10 protein-coding genes and 1 tRNA gene are annotated in these 11,773 nt (G+C 63.5%); 2 read left to right on the top strand and 9 right to left on the bottom strand.

Annotation, left to right across the window (positions count from 1 at the left end; translation table 11 throughout):
* Nucleotides 1-153: 153 nt before the first annotated feature.
* The 5 genes from ACP5MM_RS06585 to ACP5MM_RS06565 form a co-directional block, all read right to left on the bottom strand.
* Entirely contained in the window at nucleotides 154-615 is a 462-nt protein-coding gene (locus ACP5MM_RS06585) for a pilus assembly FimT family protein (RefSeq protein ID WP_427934291.1), read from the bottom strand.
* 2 nt (nucleotides 616-617) lie between these two features.
* Nucleotides 618-1,151 carry a type II secretion system protein gene (locus ACP5MM_RS06580; protein ID WP_427934290.1) on the bottom strand — a complete coding sequence of 178 codons (534 nt, stop codon included), beginning with the start codon at nucleotides 1,149-1,151 and terminating at the stop codon, nucleotides 618-620.
* Nucleotides 1,152-1,228: 77 nt separating this feature from the next.
* Nucleotides 1,229-1,678: a type II secretion system protein gene (locus tag ACP5MM_RS06575; protein ID WP_427933234.1), complete on the bottom strand. Its 450-nt coding sequence runs from the start codon at nucleotides 1,676-1,678 to the stop codon at nucleotides 1,229-1,231.
* Nucleotides 1,679-1,783: 105 nt separating this feature from the next.
* A complete protein-coding gene (locus ACP5MM_RS06570; protein WP_427934289.1) occupies nucleotides 1,784-3,007 on the bottom strand; it encodes a type II secretion system F family protein in 1,224 nt (407 codons plus the stop codon).
* Entirely contained in the window at nucleotides 3,007-4,713 is a 1,707-nt protein-coding gene (locus ACP5MM_RS06565; RefSeq protein WP_427933230.1) for a GspE/PulE family protein, read from the bottom strand. The genes ACP5MM_RS06570 and ACP5MM_RS06565 overlap by 1 nt, the downstream gene beginning before the upstream one ends.
* 109 nt (nucleotides 4,714-4,822) lie before the next feature.
* Between ACP5MM_RS06565 and ACP5MM_RS06560 the strand changes: the two genes are divergently transcribed.
* Nucleotides 4,823-5,476 (top strand): YidH family protein, encoded by a 654-nt coding sequence (locus ACP5MM_RS06560; RefSeq protein WP_427933228.1) that lies wholly within the window; start codon nucleotides 4,823-4,825, stop codon nucleotides 5,474-5,476.
* 46 nt (nucleotides 5,477-5,522) lie between these two features.
* Here the strand turns inward: ACP5MM_RS06560 and ACP5MM_RS06555 are convergent, their stop codons facing one another.
* Nucleotides 5,523-6,773, bottom strand: coding sequence for an NRAMP family divalent metal transporter (locus tag ACP5MM_RS06555; RefSeq protein ID WP_427933226.1), 1,251 nt, complete (start codon nucleotides 6,771-6,773; stop codon nucleotides 5,523-5,525).
* A gap of 163 nt (nucleotides 6,774-6,936) precedes the next feature.
* Here ACP5MM_RS06555 and ACP5MM_RS06550 point away from each other — a divergent pair, with 163 nt between their 5' ends.
* Nucleotides 6,937-10,104 carry an EAL domain-containing protein gene (locus ACP5MM_RS06550; RefSeq protein WP_427934288.1) on the top strand — a complete coding sequence of 1,056 codons (3,168 nt, stop codon included), beginning with the start codon at nucleotides 6,937-6,939 and terminating at the stop codon, nucleotides 10,102-10,104.
* Nucleotides 10,105-10,501: 397 nt separating this feature from the next.
* On the opposite strand, the gene ACP5MM_RS06545 is transcribed toward ACP5MM_RS06550, so the two are convergent.
* The 3 genes from ACP5MM_RS06545 to ACP5MM_RS06535 form a co-directional block, all read right to left on the bottom strand.
* Complete coding sequence (locus ACP5MM_RS06545) at nucleotides 10,502-10,930, bottom strand: type II toxin-antitoxin system VapC family toxin (RefSeq protein ID WP_427932291.1); 429 nt, start codon at nucleotides 10,928-10,930, stop codon at nucleotides 10,502-10,504.
* Nucleotides 10,930-11,178, bottom strand: a complete 249-nt coding sequence (locus ACP5MM_RS06540; protein WP_427932289.1) for a type II toxin-antitoxin system Phd/YefM family antitoxin — start codon at nucleotides 11,176-11,178, stop codon at nucleotides 10,930-10,932. Before ACP5MM_RS06540 ends, ACP5MM_RS06545 begins: the two co-directional genes overlap by 1 nt.
* Nucleotides 11,179-11,688: 510 nt before the next feature.
* Nucleotides 11,689-11,765, bottom strand: a tRNA-Arg gene (locus ACP5MM_RS06535).
* Nucleotides 11,766-11,773: the final 8 nt, after the last annotated feature.

Genomic DNA, 11,773 nt, shown 5'->3' with positions numbered 1-11,773 from the left:
CCTGCGCCGTCGGCACCGGGTTGGCGCCGAAGCGGCCGTACCACACCACGGGGATGATGAGGGCGGCCACGAAGCCCAGCAGGACCATGGCCTTGACCAGTTCGATGAGGGTGACGCCCTGCGCCTTTCCCCCCGCCCCTGGTACCGCCGTATTCATGAGCACGGCCCCGCATAGGCCAATCCGGTAGGGGAAATGCAGACCACCCGGCCCTCGCCGCCACTGTCGGTGAGGGTGATGCTGCTGGTTTGGGTGGCATTGACCACGCTGCCGGTGCCGCTGGTAAAAGAGACCGAAAGGTTCGTTTGGGCGGTGCCGGGAATGGTGACGGGGTAGCCCTTGCCGCCGGGGGCGGGCAGGTCCTGGCCGTTGCTCTGCACCGTCACGCTGCCGCCCTGGACGCTCAGGGTGATGTTGCCGTTCCCCAGCAAGGCCAACTGCCGGGCGTATTGGGCGGCGGCGATCACATCCCCCTGGGCGGCGTTGGCGCTGTAGCCCCCGATCCCCATGAAGCGCGGCAGGATCAGCGCCGCCAGGATGGCGACGATGATGAGCACGGTGACGACTTCGATGAGGGTCATGCCGCGCGCGTCCGTAATGGCCAATGACTGGTCCAAGGCTAGCACCCGCCGTTATACACGCCGACTACCGGCAATTGCCCATTGCCGGTGTTGGCGTAGGTGACGCTGCAATGGCCCGGATCGGGAGCACCCTGCAAGGCCCAGCCGGCAAGGCCGTTGGGCAAGACGCCGTTGCCGTAGCCATAAAAGCAGAAGCCCTGGTAGGGGTGGCAGGTGCCGGAATTCAAATAACTGCCATCGCCAACATTGCCGCCACCCGCCAGGGCCGCGCCGATGCCGTCCCACCAGCGGTCGGGATAGCCGTTCCAGACCCTCACCGTGACGCCCTGACCAATAGCCACGGACGTTGTGCCGGAGGTCTGGCCGGGCTGGTAAAAACCGTTATTGGTCACCAGCACCTTGCTGTAGACAAGGTTGGAGGCCGCCGCAACCGCGCCTGCCAGGGCCTGTACCTTGGCCATCCGCGCATCTTTTTGCAAATCAACGAAGCGCGGGATGGCGAAGGCGGCCAGGAGGCCGAGGAGAACCATGACCACCATCAGTTCGATGAAAGTAAAGCCCCGTTCGCCCATTTGCCTGTCCATGCCCATTTAACGGACAAGCCAAGGGACGAGACGCCCCTTGGCTTGGTGTGGCCCCGACTTGGCTATCAGGAACAGTCGCTGGAGTAGGTGGATACCGTGGCCGGCGCGATGGAGCTGGTGGCCGCCGTGTACACCACCTTGCAATTGGTGGAGTTGCTGGCGGATGTGGGCCAGAAGGTGCCGTTATTGTTCGTGCTGATATTGGTCAGGTTCTGCAGGGCCTGGGAAACCGATCCCGCCGTAGGATAGCCATAGGCGGTGGCAATGACCACTCCCTGACCAATGTTGGCGCTCGAACTGGCCAAGCCGGTGGCCCCGTTGATGAGAGACTTGCTATATACCAGGGCAGAGGCCGCCTGCAGGGAGCCGGTTATGCCTTGCAGCACGGAAACCCGCGCATCATTCTGCAGATTGACAAAGCGCGGGATGGCGAAGGCGGCGAGGATGCCGAGGATGACGATGACGACGATGAGTTCGATCAGGGTGAAGCCCTGTTCGTTGGAAGGCTGGCGCATGACACTCCCCCTTGGAGTTGTTAGAAACAAAATGTGTAACAGGATGTTATCATACGTAGCGGCTCGGGGGAGTCAATAGATCGCGTTGGGGGCGGTGGACTGGATCTACTGCTTGACCATCTTCACCATGTCCCACATGGGCAGGTAGATGCCGGCGGCGAGGATGAAGACCAGGCCGCCCATGATGACGACCATGATGGGCTCGATGCGGGCGGCCAGGCTGTCCACCTTTTTTTCCACTTCGCGCTCGTAATAGTCGGCCACCTCGCCCATCATGTTGTCGAGGCTGCCGGCTTCCTCGCCCACTTGGAGCATCTGCAGGACCAGCGGGGGAAAAAGGCCGGTGGCGGCGGCGCTGCGGTGCAGGCTTTCGCCGCGCAGGATGGCCTTGGGGATCTCGCCGAGGCGGTCTTCCAGAAAGCGGTTGCGCACGGCGCTGATGACCAGTTCCATGCCGCGCAGGATGGGCACGCCGGCGGTGCTCACCAGTTGCAGGGTGCGGCCGAAGCGGGCCATGGCGTCCTCCAGGATCAGCGGGCCGAAGATGGGGGTGCGCAGCAGGAAGCGGTCCCAGAGCCAGCGCCCGCGCGGGTGGCTGATGAAGGCGCGAAAGCCGAAGGCGGCGGCGATGGAAACGAGAATGATCAGCCACCACCAGGCGACGGTGAAGTTGCTGAAGGCGATGAGCATGCGGGTGAAGATGGGCAGGGTGATGTGGGCGTTGGCAAAGAGCTTGGCAAAGGCGGGGATGACCATCATGTTGAGGATGACCAGGGCCACGGCCAGGGCGATGACCACAAAGAGGGGATAGCGAAAGGCCTGCCTGATGCGGGCCAGGGTGATGTCTTCGCGCTCCAGATAGCCCGATAGCTGAAGGAGGACGGTGTCGAGATTGCCGGTGCTTTCGCCCACCTCCACCAGGCGCAGATAGAGGGGCTGGAAGACCTTGGGATGGGCGGCCAGGGCCACGGAGAGGGGCTGGCCGTCGCCCAGGTCGCGCCGCACCTTGAGGAGCACTTCGCTTAGGCGGGTTTGCGGCCCATAGGTGGCGGCCAGCCCGTCGATGGCGTTGAGGACGGGTACGCCGGCATGGATGAGGGCGTAGAGCTGGCGGGTGAAGAGGACCAGGTCGGCACGGCTGATGGGGCGGCGGTTGAGGCGCGCCCACCATTGCTCGATGCTGACGCCTTCCCGGGCCTCTTCCACGCTGATGGGAATGAGCTGGTTGTTGCGCAGGCTGCGCGCCACGAGGGTCGCCTCGCTGGCCTCCATGAGGCCCTCGCGCACCTGCCCATGGCCATCCCGGGCGCGATAGCGAAAGCGCGCCATCAGCCGTCCTCCACGTCGCTGGTGACGCGCGCCATTTCGGCCAGGGTGGTAAAGCCTTCCCAGACCAGGCGCATGGCCTCTTCGCGCAGCAGGCCGAATTGTTTCTGGGTGTCGGCGGCGGCGAGGATGGCGGCGCGGTCGCTGGCGAGGATGGCGGCGCGCACGGCGCGATCGACGCGGATCAGCTCAAAGATGGGCAGCCGGCCGCGATAGCCGGTGAAGTTGCAGGCATTGCAGCCGCTGCCGCGGAAAAAGGTGACGAAGTCGGGCGGCACCCCCAGTTGGGCGGCAAAGGCCTCCCGTTCGGCATCGGTCACCTCCGGGTCCTCGCCCTTGCAGGAGGGGCAGATGCGGCGCACCAGACGCTGGGCCATGACGCCGAGCATGGAGGCCCCCACCAGGAAGGGCTCCACCTTGAGTTCCTGCAGGCGCGGGAAGGCGCCGGCGGCGTCGTTGGTGTGCAGGGTGGCGAGGACCAGATGACCGGTGAGGGCGGCGCGGGCCGCGACTTCGGCGGTTTCATGGTCGCGAATCTCGCCCACCATGACCACGTCCGGATCCTGGCGCAGCACCGAGCGCAGCACCCGCGCGAAGTCGAGGCCGATGCGCGGATGGACCTGGACCTGATTGACCCCGGGCAGGCGGTATTCGACGGGGTCCTCCACGGTAAAGAGCTTGCGCTCGATGCCGTTGATCTCGTTGAGGGCGGCGTAGAGGGTGGTGGACTTGCCGGAGCCGGTGGGGCCGGTGACGAGGAAGAGCCCGTGGGGGCGATGGATGATGGCCTGCAGCGCGTGTTCCACCACATGGGACATCCCCAGTTCGCCAAAGCGGCGCAGGGCCGATTGCTGATCCAGCAGGCGCAGGACCACGCTCTCGCCGTCCTGGATGGGCATGGTGGCCATGCGCACGTCATAGGCCTTGCCTTCCAGGTCCAGGTGCATGCGGCCGTCCTGGGGCAGGCGCCGTTCGGCGATGTCGAGGTTGGCCATGACCTTGAGCTTGGAGGCGATGAGGGGGGCGAGGCGGCTGTCCACGCGCAGGTGTTCGCGCAGGACGCCGTCCACGCGCAGGCGGATGCGCAGGGCCGATTCTTCGGGCTCGAAGTGGATGTCCGAGGCCTGCAGACGGGCGGCGTCGGTGAAGATGGCGTTGAGTAGGCGCACGACGGGGGCGTCTTCGGCGCTGCTTTCGAGGATGGGCGGGGCAGCGGCCACCGTGGCACCGGCCTCGCTCAGGGCCTCGCGCAGCTCGGCGCTTTTGCTGACGGCGCCATAGAGCTGGGGTAGGATGCGGAGCAATTGCGATTCGGAGATCAGCGCCATTTCCACGGGCTTGCCCAGGGCCCGGGAGATGGTATCCAGGGCGGGGAGGTCGGTGGGATCGGCCATGCCCACCACGATGTGCTCGCCGGCATCCTGCAAAGGGATGGCCCGGTAGCGGCGCGCCAGGGATTCGGGCAGGCGCTGGACCAGCAGGGGGTCCAGCGCCTGCCGGGCGAGGTCCACCCGGCGCAGGTGGAGTTGGCTGGCGAGGAAGTTGAGCAGGGCGTCTTCTTCCACCAGGTGCTGGGCGATGAGCTCCTGCCCCAGCTTGCGCCCGCTCTCCCGCTGCCGGGTCAGGGCAATATCCAGTTGTTCGGCGCTGATGATGCCGTTCTGGACCAGCAGATCGCCCAGGCGAATTTTACGCAGTCGGGTAGCCATGCCCCATTGTGCGACAAAAGCCCCCCGAGCCGCCAGAGTACGGCGGATCGTGCTATGCTCCTACCAACTGGCTCCGGGCCGATCCGGCAATTGCCGGATCTAGGATGACATGCTCCTGCTCAAATACCTCCCCACCGTTCGCGAGCCCCGGCTCTATCTCGGCATGGAGCGGACCTACCTGTCCTACATCAAGTTTCTCTTCGTCGCCTTTGGCACCGGGGTGCTCTCCGAGAAGCTGACCTTGCTGTTTTCCGTCATCCATCTGGACCGGTTGGTTCCCTTCTTTCGCGACCTCTACCTGCTGTTGACCTGGCCATCCCTGTTTTTGCTGTGCCTGGTCTTTTTTCGCTTTGTCTCCGATCTCCGTTACGTGGACGGTGGCGTGGCCGTGACCGCGAAGGAGATCCAGGACCCGCGCATCTATCTTTCCGCAGAGCGCACCATGCTGGCCTGGTTCCGCTCCGGCATCGCCATGGTCGCCTTTGGCTTTGTCATCGAGAAGTTCGACTTCTTTCTGGATCGCTTGTCCTACCTGCTGCATGCCCGAGTGGATATGGCCCACACCTTTGCCGGGATGGATGTGGTCTTCGTCGTCCTGGGGATGATCAATCTGCTCCTGGGCGGGGTGGGATTCGGGCTTACCGTGCAGCAGGTCGATCGCGGCGCCTACACGCCCCATAAAGTGCTGTACCTGATCTATGGGAGCTCGCTCTTTGCGGCGATCGTGGTTCTTTCTTTCCTGCTGCTGCAGGTCGGCGCGTAGCCGACTCCCCAAGGAGCCGATCCCATGCCGACCGTTCGGCGCGGCTTCACAGACCCGGCAGGCTGCTCAGGCCGCCGTAGACCCCGAGCCCTGCCGTAAGGCCCGCTACGGCGATGACCAGCCACAAATAGGCACCGCGCAGGCGGTGTTCGGCGGGCAGGGCCTTGATCGCCAAAGTGACCAGAAAGCCCAGCACGAGGGGCAGCAGCAGGGCGTTCATGACCTCTACGCCCAAGGTGAGGGCGACGAGATTGGGTACGCTGTAGACCAATACCGCTCCCCCCAGGACCCCCGCGGTGAAGACCAGGTAAAACCAGGGGGCTTCGACGGGGTGATGTTCCAGGGAGTGTTTGTAGCCCGTCACCTCTCCGAAGCCCCAGGCGGCGGCCAAGGAAACGACGATGGACGCCACCATGGCCGCGCCGAGGATACCCAGGCCGAAGATGATGCGACCGAGACGGTCGCCGAGATAGGGCGTAAGGGCCTCGGAGATCTGCCCTACCGTGTTTAACGAGGCATTGGGCGAGTGGGCGCCAATGGTGGCGGCGCTGGCCACCAGGACCGCGGCCATGATGAGCTGGGTGACCACGGCGCCAATGGCCGTATCCCAGCGCGCATGGGGATAGTGCTCCGGCATGAGGCCCTTGTCCGCCACGGCTGACTGTTGATAAAAAATCATCCAGGGCATGATGACCGCGCCAATGTTGGCGGCGACGAGATAGAGATAATCCGGATTGTTGATGGGGGCGTGGAGAAGGCCGGTCCAGACGGCGGCCGGGTTGGGATGGGCGGCCAGGGCCACCCAGAAGAAGACCAGTTCGAAGAGCCCGAGGGCGATGGCGATACGCTCCACCCGCCGGTAGGAGCCGGTCCAGACCACGGCGAGGAGAAAGCCGGCAGCCAGACCGAGGCTGAGCCAGCGGGGAACGCCCAGGAGCTCGCCCACGCCGGTCACTCCCGAAAACTCCGTGAGCAGGGCGCCAATGGTCGCCAGGCCGAGACCGCTCACCGAAATCCAGGCCCAGCGCGCGCCAAAGGTTTCGCGGATCAGCTCACCATGGCCGCGGCCGGTAAAGATGCCCAGCCGCACCGTGAGTTCCTGCACCACGTACAGGATGGGCATGAGGATGAATTGGAGGAGCAGGAGCTTATAACCCCATTGCGCGCCGCTCTGGGCGGCAGTCACCACGCTGCCCACGTCGGTATCGGCGAGCATGACCACCAACCCCGGCCCGAGGACGGCGAGAAAGGTCTTCCAGCGGAGGGAAGGGGCGGCTGGGCGGATGGAGGCGGTCATGGGCGGATCCTGCTATAAATTATAATGGGAATTGTTATTAACCATGCTGATGGTGTCAAGCCACGCCCATCGCAAAGAGGCTCCGGCTTATTTCTGGAAATCCCCGGGAAAACGGCTAATATCGATCAAACAATATTATTCCTCCCTGCCGCAATGGGCCACCATGTCTGATTCTGCCACACCTTCCTTCTTACGGTTAAGCGCTTCCGAGCAAGAGAGCCTGGGGCGTTTGGGCCCGATCCTGGCAGCGCGAGCCGATAATTTTGCGCACACCTTTTATCAGCGCGTCCGGGGCAGTCCGGAATTGCAGGAAACCCTGGCGGATCTCGGGGAGGCCAATCTGCTGCGGCTGCGCAATGATCTGGCCGAAAATTACCGGGCCTTGCTGCTGAGCGACTATGATGACGACCGGCGCCATGCCCTGTATGCCATGGGTGCCCATTATGCCAGCACCGGATTGCATCCCGAGTGGCTGGTGGCGATCTACAATCTCTATGGCGAGGCCTTGGAGGCGGAGGCGCTTTCGGTGACCTTGCCGGTCAGCGAGGCGATCGCCCTCCACGGAGCCTTGGCCAAGCGCCTGGAACTGGATATGTTCTGGCACCTGGAGGGCTATCAAAAGGCGCTGGTGGAGGACCGCGACCGCGCGGAAGACGCGCTGGAAACGCAAAAAATCTTTTACCAATTGCTGGCGGAAACCCTGCAGATGCTCCGCGACCGGGAAATGGAGCCGCCGGAGCAGACCTTCCAGTCCCTGGTTGACCGTCTGGCGGCCATTTCGGGAATGCCGCTGGTATGGATCGGGCAGTTGCGGGAGGGGGAGCCGCTGGTGCGGGTCGTCGCCGCCGGCGGGGAGGCGCGGGCCTATACCCGGGACCTGAGCATCAGCGCCGATCCGCTCCTGCCCGAAGGGCAGGGGCCCTGGGCCAAGTCCCTGCGTACCCTGCGGCCGGTCATTTTCAACGATCTCGCGGTGGCGGATTTTGCGCCCTGGCGGGAAGCGGCGGCCCGCTTCGGCCTGGGCGGCAACGCGATCATGGTCGCTCCGACGCGGCTGGGGCAGTGGGTATCCATTGGCTTTTATCGCCACGAGGGCCGCTCCTTTCCGCCGGAGGTGGGGGAACTCGTCGAGCGCATCGCCCGGGAACTGGCCGCTTTCCTGGAGCGCCGCGAAGTGGCGGATGACCTGTTGCGCCTGCGCCGCTACCAGCAGGCCCAGCGCGAAATCCAGCGCGAGCTGCTGGACCAGCCGGACCCCCTGGCCCTCTACCGGTTGCTGGCGCAGCGCCTGGTGGAGCATACCGATGCGCTGGGCGCCTATGTGGCGGTTCCCGACATGGACTCGGAGTGGCTCAGCATGGCCGCGGCGGCAGGTGCCTACGGCGATCATTTCCTGCGCTATTTGCGCCTGTCGAAAGATGCCGATCGCTTTCCCGAGGGCCACCTGATTGGCGCCCAGGCTTATCGCCAGCGCGCTCCGGTGATCGTTTCCCATCTCTCCGGGATCGCCAGTTTGCGGGGCTTCTGGGAGCATCTGCCCGACGGCGCCGAGTTCCTGAGCGCCGGCGGGGCGGCCGGCTCCTGGCCCATTTTTGCCGGTGGCGCGGGCGGGAATGGGGAGCCGTCGGCCATCTTTTCCATCGTCAGCAAGGACCCGGATACCTTCAGCCCCGACCTGCAGGACCTGATGGCGGAGATCGCCCAGGCGGCGGGCATTGCCCTCGCCCAGTACGAGGCCCGTCAGTCGCTCTTGCATCTGAGCCTCTATGACCCCCTCACGGGCATCCCCAACCGCGCCTATTTTGCCCAAAGTACCCAGGGCGCCTTGAGCCATGCTGCCCGGGAAGGGCGGGTGCTGGCCGTGGGCATCCTCGATCTCGACGGCTTCAAGGAGGTCAATGACGTGCTTGGCCACGCCGCCGGTGATCACCTCCTGCATGCCATCGCCCAGCGCTTGCAGCTTGTTCGCCGCGCCGACGATGTGGTGGCGCGGCTGGGCGGGGACGAATTTGGATTTGCCCTGAGTATTGCCCACCCCGATGACTTGGCAATGGTATCCCAAAGGATTCTCGGCACCGTGGGCGAAAGCGCTGCCGATATCGGCCTTGCCGCGGTGACGGCCAGCCTCGGCTGGGCCTGCGCGCCACGGGATGGAGAGGAGTTCGGCACCCTGCTGGCCCATGCCGACGAGGCCATGTACGCAGCCAAGGCAAGCGGGAATGGATCCTATCGACTCTACGGCGCCAGTCTTTCTGCGGCGGTCAAACACCGCATCGACATTTACACCTCCTTCCCCCTGGGCGTGTCCGACGGTTCCCTGCGTTTTTTCCTCCAGCCCCAGGCCGATGTGCTGGCGGGAAGGATCGACGGCGTTGAAATGCTGGTGCGCTGGCGGCGTGATGGACGGCGCTGGACGCCCCCCAGCGGATTCATGGCGGTGGTGGAAGGAGACATCACCCTGATTCGCGCCCTCGGCATCCTGGCCATGCAGGAAGCGGTGCGCCTGCGCCAACGTTTTCGCGATGAAGGGCTGGATTTGCGCATTTCTTTCAATGTCGGCGCGCACCATTTCATCCACCCCGCCTTTCTGGACGATGTCGCCGAACATTGCCCCGACGGCTTGGGGCTCGTCGTCGAGATCACCGAGAGTACCTCGCTGGCGGACCTGGATCGCGCCCGGGGGATCATGGAGGGTCTCAAGGCGCGCGGTTTTCAGCTCTCCATGGACGATTTCGGTACGGGCTATGCCTCTCTGCTGTCCGTCGCCGAGTTGCCTTTCGACGAGATCAAGATCGCCCAGGATTTCATCTTCGGCTTGCGCCGCCACAGCGCCAGCTTTGCCGTGGTCGGCGCGGCGCGCCTCCTGGGGGATCTCTCCGGGCGGTCGCTGATTGCCGAAGGGATCGCCACGGGCAGGGATCTGGACACCTGGCTGCACATGGGCGGCCAGCGCATCCAGGGCTATCACCTCGCTCCACCCCTCCCGGAAAATGCCTTTCTGACCTGGCATCGCTACTTGCTGCCAATCACCCGCCTTCCCCCCATACCTTATCCGGTGGAGGACCTGGCCCTGCTCCTCCATGATACGGAGAATGCCAATGAAGGGATGGAGTTATCGCAATTGCGGGCAGAGCACTGCCCCCTGGGCATCTGGTTTGCCAGGGCCCGCGAGCGCAGCGGCAATCTGCCGCACTTCGATGCTGCCGAGGCCGCGCACCAGCGCCTCCATGACCTCGCCCGCGCCGGCGACGGAGCGGCCCTGCCCACGGCGATGCGCGAAATACGCCTCCTCACCAAACAGCTTTATCAAGAGATTTTAACCGAGCGCTGAGACGGCATTGGCGTCCGTGCGTTGCTGGCGCATCCCAGAATGGGGCTAACGGGAGTACCTCTCGCACAACGCTCTCAAGGCGCTGGTCCACTGCGGGTGCCCGCCCGACAAGGTGAACCCATAGGTCAACCAGGGACGGTGCGCAGCTAACCACCTTGTTTGCCCTGGTGAACCTCTATCTGGTTCGGAGAGAGCTCTGTTGGTTACGGGCGTAATCCGTCACAAAGGCGGAAATCGGGCAAGTTCAGAGGCCACAAACCGCTCTTTGGCGTCTCTGGAGAGGGAAAATGAGAATTTTCGCCGCCAAACTGGTCCTGCGAGAGAAATCCGCTCCAAAATCACGACGATTTTCACACCAGTTCAGTTCCCTAACCTCAGAATGCATATAGCCGAACCTTTAAGGGGCCGCACCCTGCCAAGGATCGAGGATGCTTACTCCCGTGGGCAGAAAGTCCGAGACATTGCGCGTGACGACCGTCATTCCATGCACTAGGGCTGTGGCCGCAATCAGCGCATCGCGCTCCCCGCGCCGGTCGGGCACATGCAGGCGGGCACAGCGGAGCGCGACGGCGGTATCCACTGGCAAGGTTCGCGCAGAAAACTCCGGTAGTACCTGCTGTTCCAGCCAAGAGCGTAGCATTGCCCCCTGGGCGACATCCTTGCGCTCCACTGACAGAACGCCTAGTTCCAGTTCCAGGATGGTAATAGCCGATACGTAGAGTTCTTTGGCGTCCACACTTTCTGCCCACGCCGCTACACGAGCGTCCGCTCGACCGGATCGCACCTTACGCAGTTCGGACAGCGCGTTGGTATCCAATAGGAACATCAGGTGAAGTCTGCTGGTCGGAAGCTGATAGTCACCTTCGGCAGCGTAAAATCCTCGCTGTCAGGCAAGGCGAGCGCGTCCGCGATATTGCATCGCTGTCCGGTGATTCGCTGATATTCCTCGATACTCAACAGAACATGAGACGGACGCCCTCGGTCCGTGATGAATACTGGCCCGCGTTTTGCCGCCCGCTTGGCTTCACTCGCTTTTTGGTTGAACTCGCGGCTGGATAGGGTAGTGATGGTCATGGAATCCCCCCATATCGGAACCATGTAGATAGGTTACTAGATTGGTGCGTGGAATGCAAAACCGGTGAACCCAGGGTGTTACTCACAAAATCGGCATCACCCCTGTGGAACAGCTACAGGAGAAGAACCCCATGGACTTGACCCGAACCGGATACTGATTCGATATCCTTTGCCATGTTCACTCCAGCTTGCTGTTCGGTGAAGAACGAGTGTCCTGGCTATGACGCCTGCGCTGCAGGATTCGTGCTCGTTCCTCGTATGGAGTTTGGGGTCGGGTCTCCACTGCCCTCAAAACGGCTATGAGCGCGGCTTCTGGCTGACCCACCCGGGAAGACGAACTAGGTGCATACTTCAAGGCGATTCTCGTTGGCTGAAAAGCGCGTGTCTGTTCTCGCGTTGGGCTGAGGAACATCTTGCTCTCCCTGATGAGACGGTTGCGCACTCTTAGACACCATCTTAGACAGCATGAAAAAAGGCACCCAGAGCGTTGCTCCAAGTGCCTGTTTTATATGGTGCGCTCGGAGAGATTCGAACTCCCGACCTACTGATTCGTAGTCAGTTGCTCTATCCAGCTGAGCTACGAGCGCGCTGCGGA

The organism is Acidithiobacillus sp. (assembly GCF_049965315.1).
Classification (GTDB): domain Bacteria; phylum Pseudomonadota; class Gammaproteobacteria; order Acidithiobacillales; family Acidithiobacillaceae; genus Acidithiobacillus_B.
This window is presented reverse-complemented; position numbering and strand designations above follow the sequence as displayed.